The following is a 20047-nucleotide window of genomic DNA, read 5'->3' on the forward strand; positions in this document are numbered from 1 at the left end:
ATGGCGCTGCGGATCTCGGGGGAATGCCTAAAACTAACAGCCCTACCCGGAACCGCAAGCACGCATTGACTGTGTTGGCCGATCTCTTGCTTCACTCCCCTCAGACTGAAACATCAAGGGGATCGTCATGCTGAAGCACATCTACCTCTCGCTCTCCTTTTGCCTGCTGGCTCTAGGGCTCAACAGCGCGCTCATCACACCCAGCGACGCGCAGCAGCAACCGCAGCAGAGCGCGCAGAACGTCACACATGGCTCAACCACGCTCGTCGAGCAAGGCAGCTATATCAATCGCGAGGGCCATGCGGTGCATCGCCCAGCGCACACGGTGTCGGGAGCCGTGCCGGCGGGTGCTACCGCCCAATGCCGTGATGCCAGCTATAGCTTCAGCCAGAACCACCGAGGGACATGTTCGCATCATGGTGGTGTGGCGAAATGGCTTTGATGCGTTTCCCTCAGGCACCCGATAGGCGATCGTTGGTTGTGCACCGGCACAGCGACCGACTCGTCCTCGGTCGCGTCGATCACGGCTCCTGGGATTGCGCTTGAGCTCGCTCGAATGGGGGCCGCTTTGGAGCCTCAATAAGTGAATCCCTCCCGTTCTTGCTCTATATCGCGCCACCACCTCATGGCAGGGCAACCGTATCACCGCGCCTGATGGCAAAATGGTGCCCACTATCGGCGCGCACCCGTGCTGCCATTGACCACCGCAATTGCCATGTCGCTGCAGATTCGCCTTGCCCAGCTCGCCGACCTCGATCTACTGGTGCCGCTGTTCGACGGCTATCGTCAGTTCTACCGCCAGCCGAGCAACCCAGCGCTTGCCCGCGACTTCCTGAGCGAACGTATGGCCCGGCACGAATCGGAAATCCTGCTCGCCCTCGACGACACCGGCAGCAGCCTCGGCTTCACCCAGCTTTACCCATTGTTCTCGTCGGCACGCGCCGTACGCATCTACCTGCTCAATGACCTGTTCGTCGCCAACAGCGCACGCCGCCAGGGCGTAGGACAGGCGCTGCTGATCGCCGCCGCCGATCACGCTCGCCACCTCGGTGCCGCCAGCCTCTCGCTCAGCACCGCCCACGACAACCTGCCAGCGCAGGCCTTGTACGAGTCGCTGGGCTGGCAGCGCGATATGGAATTTCGAGAGTATGGGTTGGTGCTTTAGAGCGGCATAGCTCGAACGGAGTCGGGTTCACTTGCCAACTTTCTGCAAGTGAGCCTGACCCGTTTTCGCATCACTCATGGGTTTCTGTCCCGAGAGCGCGGCACGGATCGTGGACACCGTCTCTGCGAGCCGGGGGATCACTGCCGTACCGTTCGTCGAGCTGGCGATAGGTGTCGGCAAGGCCAGCTCACCTCGACACCTTTCGCTCTTTTCGGCCCTGCCTTGTCAGCTCTTACCATCCACGGCGCCAACACCATGGCGTGCTTTGTCGGCAAGCATGACGTTATCGATCCAATGCGCGTAGTGGCTCAGGCGGACGTTGTAGTTGGTTTGACCGTAAAAACCCGGGTGCAGAAGAATGGCGTTGTCTGTCCCGCGTTTCCAAGAAACCAATCCCGCCACTTGCCATTGGCCGTTGACCTGGATGAGCACGGGGCCGCCGCTGTCGCCATCGCCCGATATGCCTTCCAGCGGCAACGCGGACGGTGGCTTATGGAAGGTGTAGCAGAGCCATGGACCTTGAACACGGGTGATCGTGTTGAACGCGCGGCGCAGAACCGTGCGGTGGGCACCGTTGGCATCCTGCCCGCGCACGCCCGTGCCGGTCGCCCCCTTGCCCACGATCTCGACGATCTTTCCCAGTTCGTCGTTGCTTCTGTAGATGGCGATGGGGGCCACATCGGTGACCGGCTCGCTCAACTTCAACAAAGCGACGTCGTTCGATGCCGAGAGAAACGCGATGATCTGCGTGGCGTCATGAGTTTTCAGTGCCTCGTCGATAAGCGGCTGTGGCAGTTTCCGGTACCCCGGATACAGCACAAGACGTTCCACATGCCGGGGAACATGATTGATCGTCACCTCATTGACGCCACCGGATTGCCAGGTCACCGCATGGGCGGCAGTGATGACCCATCGGGGATCGATCAATACGCCGTGGCCTTCCATCGGTAAATCGACCAGCGCAAGCAGTTCGGCATCCGGTACCCGATACCTCGCATCATCCACATCGTCACGAATGACGACCGCACTGGCGGAGAACGAAAAAACCAGCAACACCAGGCAAAGCGACTTCGACAACATGCGTATTCTCAAGCGGAAGGGAATGGCGAATTCTCTGGTTTCGATACGCGCCGCGACGGACAGAAAGCCGACGAATCCGGCCACACGTCAGGCGGAAAAACGTTCACGGTACTCGTTCGGCGTCACGCCGTAGCGGGCACGGAACGCACGGCGAAACGCATCCGCGCTGTTGAAACCCACGCCCGCTGCGATGCGCCCGATCGGTGCCCTGCCCTGCGTCAATCGTAGGCACGCCTGCTCCAGCCGCAGCTTCTCGACGAAACGCGCGGGCGTCATGCCAAACGTCTCGGCGAACACGCGGCGGAAATGCCGAGCACTCATCGCCACCTGTTCGGCCATGCGCTCCACGCCGATGTTTTCGTCCAGATGCGCCAGCAACCACTCCACCAGGGCACCCATGCGGCCGCTACCCTGCACCTGCGCGGCGAGCGGCATGGAAAACTGCGTCTGGTTGCCGGGCCGCTTCATGTACATCACCATCTGCCGCGCGACGTCGAGGGCAACCGACGCGCCGAGGTCTTGCTCCACCAGCGCCAGCGCCAGGTCCATCCCCGCGGTCAGCCCGCCGGACGTGGCGAAGCGACCATCGCGCAGAAACAGCCGATCCGTCTCGACACGCAAGGCGGGGTAGCGGCACGCGAGGTCGTCGGCAAAACGCCAGTGCGTCGTAACGCGGCGCCCATCGAGCAAGCCGGCTGCCGCCAGCACGTACGCACCGGTGCATACCGAAACGATGCGCCGCGTGCCCTTTGCGCGTTCGCGCAACCAGTCGAGCAGGCGCGCATCGCCAGGGAGAACCAGGCGCGCCGCGACGCCGCCCGGTATCAACAACGTGTCCAGCGGCGGCGCATCGGTCAGCGTGCGCGCAGGCACGACGGACAACCCGTTCTCCGTACGCACGGCACCAGCCTGCAGGCCGATGACGCAAAGCTCATAGGGCGGCGCGCCGTGCGCCAACGAGTTCGCGCCGCCGAACACGTCCAGCGGGCCGGCGAGGTCCAGTATCTGCATATCGTCGTAGGCGAAGAGACCGATGGTTCTGATGGAAGATGGCGCGCTCATCGCGTTGGCTTACCCTTTCCGGCACGGGGTTGGATTCTTGGCCGAACCCATAGCCACAACGCGATCACATACACAAACACCGCGACGTACGCGGCGGCAAATACCCACAGCGGCAATGGCCAGTAGATCAGTCCGTTCATCCATTGCTCGATCAACGGCTGCACATGCGTGGTACCGGAAAGCTCGTCCTGCCAGATGGTCAGAAAACAGGCGCGCCCCAGCATGGCTTGAACCGCGACGACAGCGAGGCTGAGCAGGTGCGCCAGCCGCCACCCAAACCCGCGCACCCAACGCCAGCCGCGCCATGCGCCCATCGGAATCAACACGCAACCCGCGAGGTTGAACGCGATGATGGCGAGGTGGAGCGCCAACACGATGATCGCGGCCATAAAAATCCTGGAATGTCGTTAGAACACAACGGTCGAACAAGAACAAAGGGAACGTAACTGGGCTGACCTTGCTCGTTCCAGAGTCCATAGTAATCGTCTTCGCGTGGGTACCGCACCGCCAAGCACAGTCACTGTTTTGCCGCCATCGATGTCAAACAGCGCCGCATCGCCCGATGTGCCGAAGACAATGACCAACTCGCGCAGAAGGTGTTGTCAGGCGTTGCCTTTCGGCCACGGAAGGGTGACGTACTCAACAAGCCAAAGCAGTGGCGGATGGCGGGTGGCGACCAGTGCTCGCTCGGGCGGGCACGAAAAAAGGGACGGAGGGAATCAACCCCAATGAATTGCCTGCGTCCACTTTTTCGCACAGCGGTTTTGCAACAGCCCGATAGGAAAAAGCCAGCAGGGGAATCAGATATTTCCCGATGGGCGTGTTGCCACGTGATGGACATAGTGCGTGCCAAGGAACAGACCCATCGCCCAAGGACGCGGGCCGCTATCGACACCCCTACGAGGCGCCTTACGTCGCCTTGCCTCTTACGACGAATCAATCAAAGGATACGCTGCCATGACCACCAGGGTGAAAAGGCTCATCATTTTCGGAGACAGTCTTTCCGATGTCGGCGTCAAGCGCAAAACCGTTGCGGGGCAATTCGCCGCGCTGTTCGGATTGATGCGCACCAATCAGGTCAATCGATTCAGCGACAACCGCAACTGGACCGACTTTATCTGGGAATGGGCCGGTGGCCAGCCGCTGATCCGCATCGACAAATCGACGTCTGAAGCCGCCACGGCTTTCCATTTGAAGTGGAGCCAGGCCAGCAACAACGGCTCGTTGCCTACCGACCCGCTCTATTACGCCAATTACGCCGAAGGTGGCGCGATGGGTGGATCCGATCGCTGGGGCGCTGGCCTGGGGACCTTCCAGGAACAATTCGCACGCTATCGCGAGGATCTCAAGGCATACGGCCCCGCGCCGGGCGTCGGGCTTTATTTGATCTGGTTTGGCTTGAACGACCTGGTCACGAACGGTCGCGATCCGACGGACATGCAAGCGGTCGCACTGCAGATGAGCAATATCTGCCAGCAGATCATCGCGCTCGATCCCAACGCGTCCTTCCTGTTCGGCAACCTGCCCAATCCGCAGACGGCCGTGCGCTACATGGGCCAAGAAGCGACGGATAAAGTGCTAGGTTTTTCGGAAGGCGCCCTCAATTTCGGCCATGAACTGGCCAAGGAGATCAACGCGCACTTCACGCACAACCCTGCCGCCATCGTCGACGTGTACACACCGATGGACCACGTCTGCCGCAACCTGAATTCCTATGGCTTCACCCAGGGAAAACAACCGACAGGCATCGAAGTCCGGTACGGCGCGCCGCCGAAGAACCAATTGGCCGCGTTCTGCACCACGACCAGCGACGGCGCGCATCCAACGGAAGAGGTCTACAAAGTGATCGCTCAGATCTGGGCCGATGCGATCAAAGAGCATTTCGAGTTGGCGGCGCTTCGCCAGCAGCCGGATGCGCATTTCGTGGTGAAGGGATCGCAGTGACCGGCAAGCATCCGGACAGCTTCCACGCGCGATGGCGCTTATAGCTGACCATCCTGAAGCCGAAAAAGGGACGGAGGGAATGAACCCAAATGCATGGCCTCCGTCCCCTTTTCGTCCACTCTGCTCATGGCTTCCCCATGTCAGCCCTGACCTTCCGAACGTTTCGAAAGGAACAGATGGGCGCATGTCAGCAGCGCCATCACCACGCACATGAGCGCTGCACGTGTGCCCAGCACGGAAAACGCCTGATGCCAGTACATCGCCAGACCACCGGCGACCATCAGCAAGATGGGGTAGATGTTCAAGTACCAGAAAAGCCGCCCGCGCACCGAGATCAGGGCGATGATGGCAGGAAGCACGCATGCGGCCATCAACATGCCAGCACCCAGGAAGAGCAGACTTGTCTGAAAGCACTTCTGCAACGGACCGCTGTCGCAAAACACATTGGCAATCACGAACAAGCCTAGCCCGAAAAGCGCAGCCTGCCCCATCGCTACGATGCTCAGCACCAGCAGGCTTATCCGCACAATCCTTGTCCACATGGTTTCAACTCCGTCGGCAAAGTGGAAAGCCGGGCTCGGCCTTCTGAGGCGGCGGCATCAAAGACGTGAACTCTGACCCATGCCTCCCCTGTTTTCTTGTTTCGCGTCTTTTCGGCGATGAACCATCAGCGGCCGGGACCGCCCATCTGCGGTCCCGGGGCCGCTTGCGCGGCTTGGTTCTGTACCTGCATTTGAGCTTGGACCTGCGCGTGTACTTGTGCCTGTTGCTGATTGACCTGAGCCATCTGCTGCGTGCTGTGTTCGATAGGCGTGTTGACGGCCTGTGTTGTATTGACGTGAACCACGTTGGGAAAGCCAAGCCTGGCTTCTTTTTGAGCGGCAAATGCATTCGAGCCATCATGGCTCAAAGCCACGACATCGATCTGCTTCAGGCCAGCTGCCTTACCCTCGACCGCCAAGACACCGGCCAGGTTCACGCTACGGTGGTCCGACGCGCGGCCGTGCTCGGCATCGATCTTCTTTACGCCGTCGTAGGCTTGCTGAAACAGTCGGTGATCGGGGTGCGCGGGATCGTTGAGCCGTGGCGACGACCAGCCAGCGGGGTGTCTCTGAGAATACGCTTCACCGGCTGCTGCACCTATGGCGTGCGTGCCGCGAGAGACTTCCTTCGCAACCTCGTCCGCCGCATGCACCGTGGCGTCGATGCCTCGTGACGCAGCATCGACGGTCGCGTGGTAACCCTTGGCCGCTTCATGTTCGACATATTGCGCTGCTCGTTCCGTGGCATGCAGGCCTTCGGTCGCCTTATCACCGACAAAACGCGCTGTAGCCGCTCCCAGCTCAACGCCCGCCTTTTGCTCCTCCCAGGGAAGAGACACGACCGTCCGCGCGGCGAGAACGTCGTGACGGTATTGGTCGATCATCCCTTTATGGGATGCGTATAGCGCCTCGTTTTCCTTAGAAATGATCGAATGACCGAGGCGAGGATTATCCGGAAGAAAATTGGTCACGCTGTGCGCGTCCAAGTCCACGCCCTCGATCGGAAGGCGCGGGCTCAGCGGGCCGTTGGTGTCGTGGTAGCCGGCCTTTTGCAGCCGGTCGATGTCCTGCGGCGACGCATAGATGCGCGTCTCGCCAAAGTGCTGGCTCGCGGCGCTGACCACGTCGGTAGCGCGCACATAGTTGATGACTTGGTGACCGCCCTCGGGAACGCCCTGGAAAAGACCGGCCGCCCCATACGCGTTAAAGGTTTCTCCATGCAGGTTGTATTTGTATGCCGTGATTTCGGCCAGCGTGCCGCCGAGAGAGTGACCGGTGACGGTGGCATGGAAGGGCAAGTGATTCTGCTCGTCGTAGTTCTTTCCTTGTTCCAGAGCTTTTTTTGTAAACGCCATCGCGTCGGCCGTCTGCACATTGACACCCGCAGTGACCATGCCGATATCGGTCGCGATGTCCTGGTACTTCATCCTGGCCGCATCGGTTCCACAGTGCGCAATAACGACATCGCCGGTGTCCTCACGGACATAGGCCGTGCCCTGATACCCGGTCAATCGATCGTGAGCTTCGTCTAAAACCTTGTAGCGAATCCCGGCCAGGGTAACCTCCTGACCCAGTGAGTGAGTGTTGTAGGCGTCGGCCGCCAACATCGCATGGTCTTCAGTGCTTAGGGTCATTGACTGACTTCCTTGGCAGAAAGTGTGATGACGAAGAAGTCACTTCGATACTTTTTGACTGTCTCGGACAACTCCTGCCCGCCATCGCCGTAAGTTTGGTCGCTGCCGTTCGAAAGAGCTTTAATCGGCAAATAAAGATCCACCGACTTTTGACTCTGCAAATCACTCAGACGGTAACTCGGAGTAAACGTTGTGCCGTTGCCCTTGATCTTGAAAGAGGCCATAGCCGACGACATGATCCAGTGGCACACGCCCATGCCGTCATAATCGGCATCCAGAAAATAATCCGTGACCACCGTTCCCTTGTAAGTGTGGTCGTCCACCTTTTTGAGCTCGAACGGGATGAACTGCGCCAGGTTGCTTTGATGCCCGCTGAAAGCATCGGGGCGCACACAGGTGCTGCTGTTTTGCACCTCGTAGATCATCGTTCCCTCGGCTGTATCGAACCCCCTGGGCGCGCCATGAACCGTGATGGTGATCTCGTAGCGCTGTTTGGCGTTGGGGTTGGGCTTGATATCGAGAGTCTTCATGGTCGAAGCGCCACATCCGGAAGTGATCAGGGTCAGAGAAAAAAGCAGCACGGCGGTCACGCGGCTAAGCATGGAATTCCTGCCTCGATGGAGAGTCTTGGTGAAGGGTGCGACCAGCGGGCGCCCGGAAACAGCTGGATAGTTCACAGCTCTGCGACGTGTTAGCCATGCTTCGGTCATGCATCGGCGGTGCTCCATGCTCCGTTCGGTTTGAGTGTAGCGCCAAATACAGCAAACTGCCTTTCCCGAGGACCGGGTTTATTTACAAATGGGTCGATGATTTCACCTACGGCTCGGGCGTCGGTGAAGATGGCGTGGCCCAGCAGCGACAGCGTGTGGCCGGCCAGTTCGGTGGCGTGGCCGATGGTGACAATGTCCAAAAGACAAAGGAACGGAGGAAATTAACCCAAATGAATTGCCTCCGTCGCTTTTTTGCAGTCGCCTCCTTTTGCAGTCGTGCCTCGATACCCAGTCACTCGATCGTAGACTTCGTTTATCAACTTGTAGCGAATCCCGGCCAGTGTTACCTCCGCACCAAGTGTGTGGGTGTTATAGGCGTCAGCCGCCAACATCGCCTGAGCCTTCAGTGCTTACGATCATCGCATCACCTTTTTGGAAGATAACGTGATGACGAAGAACTCACTTCTATGTTTTTTTATAGTGTCGGACAACTCTAGCCCGCCATCACCGAAGGTTTGGGCGCTCGGTTGTCGTGGACAGTACGTCGACCAGCGAGCGTATGGAGGTGAACCAGATCTTGGGTTCGTTGGGGCACGGCTGATGGTCGCCGAGCGCGATAGCCAGCGCGCGGGCGCGGATGGCTTGCGCAGGCTTAATCAACTAGGTCATAGCACGTTCGCACGTCTCAGAGGATTCTTGCAGAAGTCGAGTAAGTGTCTCTACCCCACTTAGCTACTGACCCGTGTTTCCTAACCCAAAGAGTATCTAGCGCCCAGGGTTGTGGACAGCGCTTGCAGGCGTAGCGGCGATAGTCCCGCATTTATTTAATGTTTCCGTCCATGGCTCCTTGTAGCAAAAGCAGTACGCGACGATGCAAGAGAACACGAGCGCGACAAGCCAGATGACGATTTGCTTCGGGACGTACTGATCGAAATGTGATGCCGCCAGGTTGGTTAGAAACCACATCAAGAATAGAACAAGCAACATAGTCAGGAGCATAAAACCAACCTGACCAAGTCCGAGAGGATGGTGCTCTAGAAAAACAGCCGGCCCGATGCCTGCGATCACACCCAATGCGCCGCTCGTATAGTCAAAAGCAACTTCCGCCACCTTACTTCCCATCCACCGGAAAGGACACGCAGCGATGTTGCCAACGCGCGGGATACTTTTTATGGCTGCTGCAAGGCTAAGAAGGAAAATGGCAACATACCAAAACAGCTTCATTAGCGTCATCGCCAACTGGCCTGACACAGCGGCTACAGCAATTCCTTGCCAGTACTTTGGAACGAATTCGCTGATCAGACTCAATACCAAGCTGACCGAGAAAGGCACCAAAGAGAAGTGGAGAAACCGAGGCACAACGTCCATGGGGTGGGTGCCAACCAATCGGGGCATAAGAATGCGGGTTCTACTGCGACGAAACGCGGGGCTCATATCCGATGTTGGAGTGCCATTCATGACCTGATCCTTAGGTATGGATTGTCAAAGTTATCGAGTAGCTGTGTCCCAAATATCAGCTAGTTTCAGCAGATGGCCACGCCGATAGTCCAAGATCGGGAGGCCCTGCGAAGCCCCGGCCGACTGAAAAAGTGCACTCTTACCCCGCTTTCACCAGAAGAACGCGAACCTAACTTCGTTTTCCCGTCTTTCGGCGATGAACCCTATCAGCGGCCTGGACCGCCCATCTGCGGTCCCGGGGCCGCCTGCGAGGCTTGGTTCTGTACCTGCATTTGAGCCTGAACCTGGGCTTGTACTTGCGCCTGCTGTTGATTGACCTGGGCCATCTGCTGCGTGCTGTGTTCGATAGGCGTGTTGACAGCCTGAGCGGTATCCACACGAGCCACACTCGGAAAGCCGATCCTGCCGTCTTTCTGGGCGGCAAATGCGTTGGAGCCGTCTTCGCTCAGAGCCACCACGTCGATCTGCTTCAACCCCCGCGCTTTGCCCTCCACCGCCAAGGCGCCGGCCAGGTTCACGCTATGGTGATCCGACACGCGGCCACGCTCCGCATCGATCTTCTTAACGCCGTCGTATGCCTGTTGAAACAGCTGGTGATCGGGATGCGCTGGGTCGTTTAAGCGGGGCTGCTTGAATGCATCAGCATACGGCCCTGGATTCTTCAGCAAAGCTTGATCTTGGTCTCTGAGCGCTTTCAGCGTTTTGGTGCCTGCGATGCCGTCTGGCTCAAGGCCATTGTTCGCCTGGAATTTTTGTAGAGCTGCCTTTGTGTCATTACCGAACGATTTATCCGGGTTTATCGGGTTGCCCTTACTGTCTTTGTAGCCAAGGTCTCTAAGTTGGCTCTGTAGCACACCGACGGCATCACCACGATCACCGTGTTGGAGCACGCCTTCAGCGTGGTGCGTGTGATGATGGCTTCTGGTCGGCTGAGAATTGTCAGACTTGTTGCGTGCGTCGAAGCCAGGATCGGGAGGCGAGACAACATGCGATGTTTCATATTTCTTTACGAAATCCTCGTATTTCCCGACATACGGCATCACATATTCTTTTGACGTCGCTAGGCCACCGTAATCTTTACTAGGGCCGTCATGGTGATATTTATAGATGTACTCCTCACCCTGACCGCGATCTTTCGCGATTTGTGCGTTTTGCTTATAAAGCTCAACAAGTGACTCTGCTTGTTTTGTAACATCGCCGCGATTCGAGCTATTGATCCCGACGCCCTGCCCGGTTCCGTCCGTGAATTGCCCAAGCCCGTATGCCGTTGTTGTGCCCGCAGCAGCATCAAGATTGAAGCCGGACTCTAGACGTGCGATCGCCAAAACATATCCGGTCTCATGCTGATTGAGGCCGCCCTTTTGCGCAGCTTGAATCAATGCGTCAATCGAACGTGACTGAACTTCCGAACTAGCGTCCCCAGCGATGTGGGAATTGCCCGCCAGCCTGCCTGGGGAACGATCGATAGGCTCGCGGTAATGGGTCTGCCCATCCGGCTTTACTTCGTTATCTAAATAGGCGAGCCCCTTCTTTTGTATCATTTCATCGTAAATTTCATCCTGCGCCATGTTTATCTCTCCTTGAAGCAGATCGCATTGCCCTTGCTATCCGATGTTGTACCGTCGCATGTAAGGTACTTCACGGTGAACTTTTCAAGTCCAAGTTTTCCATTTAGCTCATCAAACTCCTTGTTATTCGGTGCCATATTTTGTGCTGGCGGCGCGTTAGGATTTTCGAGTAACGGTGGATTGCTGGAGGTCAGTGAATTGCCCTTCGCGTCATAAAGGTGATACCACTCGCAAAACTCACAGCCCCTAGGGAGCTCGCCGTAGCCGACGACAAAATAGCTTGCCTTGTTGACCTTTGACGCTGAGCAGGTTAAGCCCGTCGCCGTGTAATCTTCCATGCCTTTTGGATTCGTCAGGCGCTTGGTTTGACCATCCTTCGTTTTGAGCGTCAAGGATGTCTTAAGGCAGTTCAGTTTGCCGTGGCGATCTGAGGGGCAAGTGATGCTCATCACCACTTCGCCGCATTGTTTGGTCATAACGGCAACTTCGGGGCGCTCCCCGCTTGCAAAGCTAGTCAAGGGGGCGGCCAACATAAGCGCGAGTACGAGCACGAGTATCGATTTCACCACGAAAATACTCCTTGTTTGGGTGTCGAATTTAAAGCTAGCACGCTTCCGGCGCACCAAGTCAACTAGCCGTATGGCTGGGCAAAATGTTTAACGAATTTCCGTTGGGCATCCATCGCTCAAGGATTGCACGCATCCCGCCGCAGCCCATCCCGCATCGCCCACCTGCCAGTACAAAAAGGGATGGAGGGAATTAACTCAAATGGTTTGCCTCCGCCCCCTCTTGTGCAGTCTCTTTTTTTGCGCAGGAAGGTGCTGTCAGGCGTGGCCTTTCAGCAACTGGAGGGAGTCTCCAACAAGCCCCAAGCCATGGCTGACGATGAAAGACAGGCTGACTTGGACAGCGAACTCTGGTCGGTTCACTCGTCGCGGCATTATGGACTTTCAAACGCCGATACAGGACAAAGTAAATTCCCCTTCGCATCGACATGCGGTCCTGTGCACACGATGCTGTCTGCCTTGTATTCATCGAGGTTGAGCTTTTTGCTTAGATCGTCGAACGATTGATTGTTTGGAGCGATAGATTGAGCCGGCGGGGCATTGGGGACATCAACCGTTGCGGGGAAACTCGATGTCAGTAGTTTTCCGTTGGCGTCATACAAGTGATGCCATTCGCAAACGTCGCAACCTGTTGGCAACGATCCGTAGAGTACGTAAAAGTAATGGGACTTATCGTTTTTTGACGCAGTATATGCGAGTCCTATGGGCTGTTGTTTTTCAAGCCCCTTAGGATTACCCAGCCTATTTTGTTGACCATTCTTTGATTTGAAGTAAAGAGCAGGATGCAGGCAGTTCGCTGTGCCGTGTCCGGCCGCTGGACAATTCAGGCTCATCTGCGCATCGCCGCACTGCTTACTGATAACAGTGACGCCCACTGCGCTTCCGCTTGCAAAGCTAGTCAAGGATGCGACCACTAATGTCAGTGCAAGCGCGAGCGCGAATATCGATTTCACCACGAAAATACTCCTTGTTTGGGTGTCGAATTTAAAACTAGCACGCCTCCGGCGCACCAAGTCGACTACCCGTAAGGCTGGGCAAAATGTTTAACGAATTTCCGTTGGGACATCCATCGCTAAAGGATCGCGCACGTCCCGCCGTAGCCCATCCGGCACCGCCCACCTATCGCCCTCAAAGAACCCCACTCTGCCCTGTTCTCTCGGCGTGCGAACCACTCACAGGCGCTAGTCTCGGCAACTTCAAACAGCAGCTGATCGTGCGCCTGTTTGCGCGCGCATCAGAAAAGCCATTGCGCGGCTTGTTTGCGTTGGCGCTCGCTTAAATGCGGGTTTGGCGGCGTGGGGCCGTAGCCAAGCAGGTAATCGATGGCGCGGTAGCCTTTGGTGTCGGCCTGGTACGGGTCGGCGCCGGCAGCTAGCAATGCTTTGATCAGTTTCAGCGAGCCGTTGGCCGCCGCGTACATCAGGGCGGTGCGTGCGTCATTGCCAAGTGGTGGCTCGGGCCCGTCTTGGTTACCCCAAGTCGTTGCGTTCAACGAGGCATGGTGCTCGAGCAGCAAACCCACAATGCCGGGCTGATCGAACTGGGCGGCTTCCATCAGCGCCGTCTTGCCGATGGCGTTGCGTTTGTTGATGTCTGGCTCGTGCTGCATGACCAGCGAAAATGCCGGAGGGTCGCCAACCGCAACCAGCAGCAACGGGTCAAGCCCCGCGTATCGGGAGCAGGCAGCTAACTGCGCTGTATCTGCGTCGTCACCAGCTGCAAGCTGCTGCGTGATGTCCTGCAGCGGCGCATGCTCCAGCAACATCCTTCGCAGCGATGTCGCAGGAGCATCGCCACCGCACTCGCCTCCAAACGTCGCCTGAAACAGGGCAACCTTCGCCGCCTGCTCGCTGTCAGCCAGATTGAGCTGCATGCGCTTCCGATAATACGTAGCGAGCGGATCACGAGCGGCAAGGTAAAGCTTGCGCATGCGCAGACTGACGACGTAATTGTTGAGGCTGGTGTAACCCCAGACCTGATACGGGTAGTCGAACTTAAGGGACGGGTATTCCTTTGTCGGAGACAGAAAGCCCCGCGGATTGAGCCTCATTTGGGTGTTGACGGCGTTTTGTCCAGCCTCAAATCCGTACACCATCGTGCCTTGGAACGTGTCGATAAAGTTTCCGTCGGCCTGAGTGGAAGCCGCCTCAAAGGCATACACGGCTTCCGCGGGGAAGCCCAAGTGAACGAAATAGCGATCGCTGCAGTCAGAACGCGGCATAAAATTGTCGCGAGTGCTGCCGTAGTACGGCTGCGCTGCAGCGATAAGCGCGGGATGTGCGATGAGGAACGGACAAGGAATATCGTAATCCGAGCCACTCGTTATGCCGGCTTCAGAGGCCAACTTAATAATGTTCAACAGCGAATCGTCAGATCCATCGTAAGGCGTGAGGGGGAAGTCGTTAACCTTGCCTGGCGATGCCATCGCCTTTGTGTACAAGTCACTTTGCAGGGCGCGGATGGTTGCATCGCGCGTGGGCGTCTGCGGCTCGAAAGTATGCAGGAACAGTGCGTAGTCGAGTTCACCCCGGGCGTCTACGTGGGAACCGTGTTCGAGGATGGAGGCTGCTTGTTGCGGATGCGTATCCATTTCGGCAAGTGCCGCATCGCGGCTGCCGGGTGGAGGCGGTGTGGATGCGCCAGGCAAGCTCGCAACTTCGCTAGCGGCTGGCGGCGGCGCGACATGCGGGCTCAAACGTTCGGGATGAAGGGCGACCGATTCGTCTTTTGCGTAATCGACCGCACCATCGACGGGGCAGTCGACCACAGGGCCGCCCAGCGACTTGAGCTCACCGGCCGCATTGACGAATTGCGGCACGTGCCCGATCACCGTGCGGCAAGGTAGGCGCACCCACGTTCCGTTCAATGGAGAGGCCGTTACGTACCTTTGTGGGCCGGTGCGATCGAGCGGATCGCCCAGCGCACTGAACAAGCTTCCATCCACGTCGCGCAGCGCGGCGTAGAGACGGACCAGTGGCGACGAGCTATGCGTGGCAGCCATGAAACTTGCATGGAATTCGGCGTTCTTGGCCTTCCAGTCAAAAGCTTGCTGCCCTGGAAACTGCGGGCGAAATACGTCGGCGGCTTGCTCAGCTTTCGCCATCGCGGCATCCATGCCGTCGAAGTCACCGTGCAGAAAATCGGCGTAAGCATCGACGATTTGCAGGCGGCCATCGGGCAAGACGCCTTTCGGCGCCGGCCAAACGGGTTGGCCCGCCGACACGCGATCGAGGTTCGACTGGATCAGCACCATCAGCCCACGGGGATCGCCTGCGTTCTTCCACTCGTCCGCATGGACGACGACCGTAAGCTGAGCGGCACATTTCGCCTGCCCGGTGCCACAGCCAGAAGCTGCCGTAGACATGCCTGCACAAGCGGCTAGCCACAGCGTAGACAACGCCAGCACAGCGAGCATGCGCGCGATTCCGCGCGGGGAAAGCGATGATGCGGCTACTTCCATGTACAGGCCTCAACGTATGTAAGTGAAAACCAGCGCCCAGAAACCTTGGTCAAAGTCGATTCTTCAAGGCGTCGCTCTCAAAGCTATGGCGCAATGACCATTGTCTGGGAGCCACACGCAATCTGGCAGACATTTATGGCGAATCCATGGCGCATCGCTGTTCTAACGCGTAATCCCTGAAATCGCAGAATTCGGGCCAACCTTGGCCCACTTCGTTGCCTTTTCCCGAACTACTTATCAGCAAGTTCAGTGTGGAGATATTTCTTAATAAGGGCGGCACAGAACCCGGTGTTGACGGCAATTTTTTCGGTAGATCCGTAGCGTGCACAGATCACGGAGTCTGAGCCCTTGGCGTCTTCGGAGATAACCTTCACCAGTTGCAGATCAATAAAGTCTTCGCGAACAATCCAGTAGTTCAGTCCGTTCGCTACGTCGGTTGAGTAGGAAGAATGAAACGGCAGATGACGGTCGGACGGCGGCGATTCGCCGAGACTTTTCAAAATGTTGTCGCGCTTGGACAGGTATTGGTCACGCGTTATTTGATCGACCACCCTATGCGGGTCTTTGTCTTTATAGACGGCCGCGACCATCATCGGAACGGAAGATTGGAACGAACCGTCGTCGCCAATCTGGCGGGCGGCCAATTCGGGAGAGCTCTTTGACCGATCGATTCCCCTGGCCACATACGCACAGTCCATTGCATCGGTGTATTTCGAAGCGAATACGCAGTTGAAGAGACTCCGCGTGTAGTGGTCCCGTCCAGCCACGCAAGTCGCCACGAAATTCGCTTCCATCGGGTCGTTTGGCGGAAACGTCATATTGAAAAGCGAACGTCTCACAAGTCGGTCGCATTCTGCTGGGGATAGCCTATCGGACACCGCAGCGATAGGCGCCGGCTCGGCCCGGCGTACAGTTGGAAACACGTTGTCACGAAGCATATCCACAGCACGCTCGCAAGGCGTGGCGTCACCACCTGCAGCACGAATCTGGCGAACCTGGGTTCCGGTGAGGTCCGTGATTTCTGACGATGCCCGGCGTTTGCATTCGACCGCTGTCGCGGAAGGCCCTCGCAGAAGAATCGCGTTGTGGAGTGTCACGGTGCGCTCCTGCTCCGCTTGCATGATTTTGGCACGGTCGGAAAGGAGATTGGCGGTATTACCAGCAACGCGATCGACGGCTTGCTTGTTCTCAAGACACGCCAATTTCGTTTCAACGACTTTTAAGCACACCGCAGGTATCTGCCTGTCAGTCGCCGCCTCCTGGATCGCGGATGGATTCGGATCTACGCGAGCCTGATTCGGCGCCGACCTGTTCGAACAGGCCGCGAGGATCGCCACCGTCGCTGCAAAAACTCCACGCGCTACACCCGCCTTGTGTCCCTGCATTAGTCAAACTCCAGTCGAACAACATTAATGAGCCCAATTCAACCGAATCAGCGCCGGTTGTCGTCGGACAGTGCTTCGGCCAGCTAGCGCCTGGAGGTGAACCATATCTTGGATTCGTTGAGGCGCGGCTGATGGTCACCGCGCGTAATGGCCAACGCGCGGGCACGAATGGCTTGCTGAGATGCGATGCCGATGACCATTTTCTTTATGACGTCATCCCCTTGAGTACAGCCTCAAGCCGCCGCCAGTACTTTACGCACCGTGTTCGGCGCGGCGACAGCAACCTTCAGCAACGCCTTGGCAGCACCGCTCGGCTCGCGCCGCCCCTGCTCCCAGTCCTGCAGTGTACGAACGGACACGCCAAGCATCTCGGCGAAATCAGCCTGTGACTGACCGAGCTTGATCCGGGCTTGTGTCGCCTGACTCACCTGCACGGCGAACTTGCGCCCGCCACCTGCCTTGATCTCGCCGATCGCTTCGAGCACTTCGGCGCCGATATCGCGCTTGGCATCGCGGGCGAGAATTTCTTTGCTCAACTTTTTCATGACTTCACCATGTGGTCCTTGATCAGCCGTATGACCCGCGCCGATAAGTTGTCCTGTTTGTTCTTGGCATAAATTGCCAGCAACCATATCTGCCCAGCCTGAGTGACCTCGTAGTAGATCACCCGCACACCGCCACGCTTACCCTTATCTGCTGCACCCCAGCGCATCTTGCGACAACCGCCGGAGCCGGGAATCAGATCACCCGCGTCAACATGTTGCGTCAGGTACCACTGCATGGCGGTGTACTCCTCCTCAGTGAGGTAGTCGTACACATACTTTGCAAACACAGATGATTCGATGAATTCGTACACGGCAGACTCCTTTCTGCGCCAGCTAACCATACGGCAATGCCGTATGCCTGGCAAGATGATCGATCAGGCCAGCGGTCACTTGAACCCCTGCTCCGTCGCACAGTCCACAGCCACTTATTCTCCGCATCCACATACCGCATCGCATTATTCCGGTGCTCGGATACTATTCGCGGCCAAGCGGAAACGGGCTCTGCACGAGTAACGAGCCCAGAGACATTTTCAACGCTGGAAAATGTCTCTGAAGACGTATGCCCAGTCTCTCGCTACTCCAGTGAAAGCGGATTGTGCTTGCGTTATTTACTCAGTGAACCCGAGAGCTTTCTCGCTCGATACGGTAGACGGCCTGCGCTTCGCCTACGCCGGTGGGCGGATGGTGCGGTGGGTTGAGGTGTTGGGATTCGATCTGGTCGATGAGGTCGCGTACGGCGCTGGCGTCGGTGAAGATGGCGTGGCCTAGCAAAGATAGCGTGTGGTCGGCGAGTTCGGTGGCGGGGGTGGTGGTGATGACGTCGCCGTGGGCGGTGATCATGTCGATCAGCCGGTTGAGGGTGTCGATCTGGTCGAGGGTGATGCCGAAGGGGTAGCGCTCGCTGACGTCGTCGGGCACCGCCTCGGTGGCATAAGGCGTTTCGTCGGCGGCAGGTATCGCGTCGTTTTCGGCACGGGGGGCCGGAAACGAGAGGTCGCTCAGCACCAGGCCCATCTGCTCCACCAGAAATTCCAGGCAGATGGCTACCTGCTCCGCATTGATCGCGGGAGCCCCTTCCTGCTCGGCGTCCGGCGTGCGCGGCTGCGCGATATGCGTGAGAAACTCGGCGTAGTCGCGCAGTTTCTGCAGCCGGCGCTGGCTGTTCGCCGGCAGAAAATAACCCCTCGTGTCCCGATCATCCGTATCGAACGTTGACATGGCCGCCTCCTGATTCCATCGAAGTGCCCGTCCACGGCATAACGACGGACGGGAAGTCGGGAGGCTAGAAACCGCACACAGCCGGCGGGCTTATTTCCCTTGCGGGTGTTGTATTCGCCGCCCTCCCGACGCAGGCATCGCGTCGGTTGCACCCACAAAAAAGCGTAGGCACAAAAAACCCACCGGTTTGTCGGAGGTGGGTACCGCTGTGTGGGGAGTTTCTAGGCTCCTTGCAAACGAGTCTGCTACTGCGGTGAGGGAGAGTCAAGACGTGCGCGAGTGAGAGCGTGAGAAGTAGGAGCACAAACGTTTTGCTCTCGAAATCGAACTAGCGCCATCAATCAATTGAATGGACGTGCAGCCAATGGCCATTGCTCAGAAAATACGCGTCCGCCGCACCTTCTACAGCGCCTAGATAAAAACCACTGTGTTTTGCACGGAATCGTTCGACTTCGCCGGGCGCAGGAACGAAATCGAATGCGTCCGTGTGCACATAGAGACCGGGAGGTGCTCGGTCTATCGCAAGAGTGGCGAACTCGTAGCTCGAATCTTTTTCTATTGTCATCAAATGCCAGCCATTAGACCGCGGAAGCGCTGCGACAAGCCGATACTCTTTGGGCTGTTTCACCGAGGGCATCAGCAGCACAAAATCTTTTCGTCCGTCGCCATCCAAATCTATGCTGGCTTCTAGACGGCATTTCCCTTCTTTCTTGGCTTCTACCTGATTGTCTTCGGTTGAATCGGTAGCGACGGGTAAGCGCTCATCGGCAAAGCGCTGGCGCAACGCTGCCTGAAGCTTCGATGGAATGTTGTCGAGGCAGGGATCGGCCACGGCAATGTTTGGAGCCGCAAGGGACAACGCCAAATACAACAGAATTTTCATACGCCATCCTCTCTGGCATGCCGAATTTGTATCAAGACTGCAGTCAAAATCGACACCCGAAGTCGCCCCAAAAATGCCACCTACCTCGGAGCCTTTGTCGCTACCAACCGACAGTCACTGATTTAATTTCGTGGTTGTTGTAGGCATCGAGCGTCACCGAAGCGTGGCTACCCGCCTCGCTGAATGAAGTGGGGTTGTATTGGTAGCTGTCTCCGTACTTTGCCTTGGCTAATTCGATGGCATTCGCACCGATATCGCCATGCAGCGTAAAATGAAAAATTACGGCGATGAGCAGAGGGATCGCCGCTCCGATGGCGAAGTAACTCTTAGGCACGGCCGAATCTTCGCCTGCCGCAACGAGCGCGGAAACGACTGCCGGCGAGCGCATCTGGCGATAAGTCCAGAACAGCAATCCCAACATCACTACCATCATGACTGCGGACGCCAAAGTGGCCACGGGACTCAGCCTCATTTGCGCTAACCACAACGCCGGCGGGCGCATGAAAGGAAGCAGAAACACGCATAGCCCCAAGCCGGCGGCGAGAACGAATGCCGAGTACCGCGTTACGAGTCGGACTGCTCACATGCTGCCTCGCCATAGGAAAATTCCATCAGCCAAGGCAAAAATATTCAGACTCGACGAGTAGCCCTTTCCGTTGGCAATGCAGTACACCATGAAGCAGATGTCGATAAGGCCGACAACGATCAGGACCTTGCCCACGCGCCTCATGATTTGAAGATGATCGCCCATCTGCGCTTTTCCCTGAGAGTACATGTCCCTTCTTACCCCTTGTTTCACTCGACCACGCCAGAAAGAAAACGAATCT

General features: G+C 57.6%; 22 protein-coding genes. 3 read left to right on the forward strand and 19 right to left on the reverse strand.

Annotated elements, in window-relative coordinates; genetic code table 11:
• Nucleotides 1–127 precede the first annotated feature (127 nt).
• Complete coding sequence (locus HDE78_RS02880) at nt 128–442, forward strand: DUF3761 domain-containing protein (RefSeq protein ID WP_179476983.1); 315 nt, start codon at nt 128–130, stop codon at nt 440–442.
• Nucleotides 443–715: 273 nt separating this feature from the next.
• Complete coding sequence (locus HDE78_RS02885; RefSeq protein ID WP_179476984.1) at nt 716–1165, forward strand: GNAT family N-acetyltransferase; 450 nt, start codon at nt 716–718, stop codon at nt 1163–1165.
• Between the two features lie 225 nt (nt 1166–1390).
• Here the strand turns inward: HDE78_RS02885 and HDE78_RS02890 are convergent, their stop codons facing one another.
• The 3 genes from HDE78_RS02890 to HDE78_RS02900 are packed head-to-tail and all read right to left on the reverse strand — an operon-like array spanning nt 1391 to nt 3696.
• Nucleotides 1391–2329, reverse strand: a complete 939-nt coding sequence (locus tag HDE78_RS02890; RefSeq protein ID WP_345776020.1) for a trypsin-like serine protease — start codon at nt 2327–2329, stop codon at nt 1391–1393.
• A gap of 3 nt (nt 2330–2332) precedes the next feature.
• The gene (locus tag HDE78_RS02895; protein ID WP_179476985.1) at nt 2333–3307 is read right to left on the reverse strand and encodes a GlxA family transcriptional regulator; all 975 of its coding nucleotides are present in this window, start codon (nt 3305–3307) and stop codon (nt 2333–2335) included.
• On the reverse strand, nt 3304–3696 hold the full coding sequence (locus HDE78_RS02900) for a DUF2784 domain-containing protein (protein WP_179476986.1): 393 nt from the start codon (nt 3694–3696) through the stop codon (nt 3304–3306). Before HDE78_RS02900 ends, HDE78_RS02895 begins: the two co-directional genes overlap by 4 nt.
• A gap of 568 nt (nt 3697–4264) precedes the next feature.
• Between HDE78_RS02900 and HDE78_RS02905 the strand changes: the two genes are divergently transcribed.
• Nucleotides 4265–5251: an SGNH/GDSL hydrolase family protein gene (locus tag HDE78_RS02905; RefSeq protein WP_184505552.1), complete on the forward strand. Its 987-nt coding sequence runs from the start codon at nt 4265–4267 to the stop codon at nt 5249–5251.
• Nucleotides 5252–5391: 140 nt separating this feature from the next.
• On the opposite strand, the gene HDE78_RS02910 is transcribed toward HDE78_RS02905, so the two are convergent.
• From HDE78_RS02910 to HDE78_RS02985, 16 genes are all read right to left on the reverse strand, one after another.
• Entirely contained in the window at nt 5392–5760 is a 369-nt protein-coding gene (locus HDE78_RS02910; RefSeq protein ID WP_179476988.1) for a hypothetical protein, read from the reverse strand.
• Nucleotides 5761–5918: 158 nt separating this feature from the next.
• Nucleotides 5919–7427, reverse strand: a complete 1509-nt coding sequence (locus HDE78_RS02915) for an XVIPCD domain-containing protein (protein ID WP_179476989.1) — start codon at nt 7425–7427, stop codon at nt 5919–5921.
• Nucleotides 7424–8137 carry a hypothetical protein gene (locus HDE78_RS02920; RefSeq protein WP_179476990.1) on the reverse strand — a complete coding sequence of 238 codons (714 nt, stop codon included), beginning with the start codon at nt 8135–8137 and terminating at the stop codon, nt 7424–7426. Before HDE78_RS02920 ends, HDE78_RS02915 begins: the two co-directional genes overlap by 4 nt.
• Entirely contained in the window at nt 8134–8337 is a 204-nt protein-coding gene (locus HDE78_RS02925) for a hypothetical protein (RefSeq protein ID WP_179476991.1), read from the reverse strand. The genes HDE78_RS02920 and HDE78_RS02925 overlap by 4 nt, the downstream gene beginning before the upstream one ends.
• A 565-nt stretch (nt 8338–8902) precedes the next feature.
• Nucleotides 8903–9595, reverse strand: coding sequence for a hypothetical protein (locus HDE78_RS02930; RefSeq protein WP_179476992.1), 693 nt, complete (start codon nt 9593–9595; stop codon nt 8903–8905).
• A 206-nt stretch (nt 9596–9801) separates the two neighbouring features.
• Nucleotides 9802–11163, reverse strand: coding sequence for an XVIPCD domain-containing protein (locus HDE78_RS02935; protein WP_179476993.1), 1362 nt, complete (start codon nt 11161–11163; stop codon nt 9802–9804).
• Between the two features lie 2 nt (nt 11164–11165).
• Complete coding sequence (locus HDE78_RS02940; RefSeq protein WP_179476994.1) at nt 11166–11729, reverse strand: hypothetical protein; 564 nt, start codon at nt 11727–11729, stop codon at nt 11166–11168.
• 374 nt (nt 11730–12103) lie between these two features.
• On the reverse strand, nt 12104–12685 hold the full coding sequence (locus HDE78_RS02945; protein ID WP_179476995.1) for a hypothetical protein: 582 nt from the start codon (nt 12683–12685) through the stop codon (nt 12104–12106).
• 278 nt (nt 12686–12963) lie between these two features.
• Nucleotides 12964–15144: an ankyrin repeat domain-containing protein gene (locus HDE78_RS02950; RefSeq protein ID WP_179476996.1), complete on the reverse strand. Its 2181-nt coding sequence runs from the start codon at nt 15142–15144 to the stop codon at nt 12964–12966.
• Between the two features lie 275 nt (nt 15145–15419).
• Nucleotides 15420–16574 carry a hypothetical protein gene (locus HDE78_RS02955; protein WP_179476997.1) on the reverse strand — a complete coding sequence of 385 codons (1155 nt, stop codon included), beginning with the start codon at nt 16572–16574 and terminating at the stop codon, nt 15420–15422.
• Between the two features lie 233 nt (nt 16575–16807).
• The gene (locus tag HDE78_RS02960; RefSeq protein WP_255457568.1) at nt 16808–17110 is read right to left on the reverse strand and encodes a helix-turn-helix domain-containing protein; all 303 of its coding nucleotides are present in this window, start codon (nt 17108–17110) and stop codon (nt 16808–16810) included.
• 5 nt (nt 17111–17115) lie between these two features.
• Nucleotides 17116–17430 (reverse strand): transcriptional regulator, encoded by a 315-nt coding sequence (locus tag HDE78_RS02965; RefSeq protein WP_179476999.1) that lies wholly within the window; start codon nt 17428–17430, stop codon nt 17116–17118.
• A 301-nt stretch (nt 17431–17731) separates the two neighbouring features.
• The gene (locus tag HDE78_RS02970; protein ID WP_179477000.1) at nt 17732–18337 is read right to left on the reverse strand and encodes a hypothetical protein; all 606 of its coding nucleotides are present in this window, start codon (nt 18335–18337) and stop codon (nt 17732–17734) included.
• Between the two features lie 337 nt (nt 18338–18674).
• On the reverse strand, nt 18675–19220 hold the full coding sequence (locus tag HDE78_RS02975) for a hypothetical protein (protein ID WP_179477001.1): 546 nt from the start codon (nt 19218–19220) through the stop codon (nt 18675–18677).
• A gap of 100 nt (nt 19221–19320) precedes the next feature.
• Nucleotides 19321–19653, reverse strand: a complete 333-nt coding sequence (locus HDE78_RS02980; protein WP_218861939.1) for a hypothetical protein — start codon at nt 19651–19653, stop codon at nt 19321–19323.
• 147 nt (nt 19654–19800) lie between these two features.
• Entirely contained in the window at nt 19801–19971 is a 171-nt protein-coding gene (locus tag HDE78_RS02985) for a hypothetical protein (protein ID WP_179477003.1), read from the reverse strand.
• Nucleotides 19972–20047 lie beyond the last annotated feature (76 nt).

Source organism: Rhodanobacter sp. K2T2, assembly GCF_013408815.1.
Lineage (GTDB): Bacteria > Pseudomonadota > Gammaproteobacteria > Xanthomonadales > Rhodanobacteraceae > Rhodanobacter.

What these genes read in the sequence shown, in the direction of transcription:
- HDE78_RS02880 (WP_179476983.1), top strand. Translation starts at nt 128, where the DNA reads ATGCTGAAGCACATCTACCTCTCGCTCTCCTTTTGCCTGCTGGCTCTA.
- HDE78_RS02885 (WP_179476984.1), top strand. Translation starts at nt 716, where the DNA reads ATGTCGCTGCAGATTCGCCTTGCCCAGCTCGCCGACCTCGATCTACTG.
- HDE78_RS02895 (WP_179476985.1), bottom strand. Translation starts at nt 3,307, where the DNA reads ATGAGCGCGCCATCTTCCATCAGAACCATCGGTCTCTTCGCCTACGAC.
- HDE78_RS02900 (WP_179476986.1), bottom strand. Translation starts at nt 3,696, where the DNA reads ATGGCCGCGATCATCGTGTTGGCGCTCCACCTCGCCATCATCGCGTTC.
- HDE78_RS02905 (WP_184505552.1), top strand. Translation starts at nt 4,265, where the DNA reads ATGACCACCAGGGTGAAAAGGCTCATCATTTTCGGAGACAGTCTTTCC.
- HDE78_RS02915 (WP_179476989.1), bottom strand. Translation starts at nt 7,427, where the DNA reads ATGACCCTAAGCACTGAAGACCATGCGATGTTGGCGGCCGACGCCTAC.
- HDE78_RS02920 (WP_179476990.1), bottom strand. Translation starts at nt 8,137, where the DNA reads ATGACCGAAGCATGGCTAACACGTCGCAGAGCTGTGAACTATCCAGCT.
- HDE78_RS02930 (WP_179476992.1), bottom strand. Translation starts at nt 9,595, where the DNA reads ATGAATGGCACTCCAACATCGGATATGAGCCCCGCGTTTCGTCGCAGT.
- HDE78_RS02935 (WP_179476993.1), bottom strand. Translation starts at nt 11,163, where the DNA reads ATGGCGCAGGATGAAATTTACGATGAAATGATACAAAAGAAGGGGCTC.
- HDE78_RS02950 (WP_179476996.1), bottom strand. Translation starts at nt 15,144, where the DNA reads ATGCTCGCTGTGCTGGCGTTGTCTACGCTGTGGCTAGCCGCTTGTGCA.
- HDE78_RS02955 (WP_179476997.1), bottom strand. Translation starts at nt 16,574, where the DNA reads ATGCAGGGACACAAGGCGGGTGTAGCGCGTGGAGTTTTTGCAGCGACG.
- HDE78_RS02970 (WP_179477000.1), bottom strand. Translation starts at nt 18,337, where the DNA reads ATGTCAACGTTCGATACGGATGATCGGGACACGAGGGGTTATTTTCTG.
- HDE78_RS02975 (WP_179477001.1), bottom strand. Translation starts at nt 19,220, where the DNA reads ATGAAAATTCTGTTGTATTTGGCGTTGTCCCTTGCGGCTCCAAACATT.
- HDE78_RS02980 (WP_218861939.1), bottom strand. Translation starts at nt 19,653, where the DNA reads ATGATGGTAGTGATGTTGGGATTGCTGTTCTGGACTTATCGCCAGATG.
- HDE78_RS02985 (WP_179477003.1), bottom strand. Translation starts at nt 19,971, where the DNA reads ATGGGCGATCATCTTCAAATCATGAGGCGCGTGGGCAAGGTCCTGATC.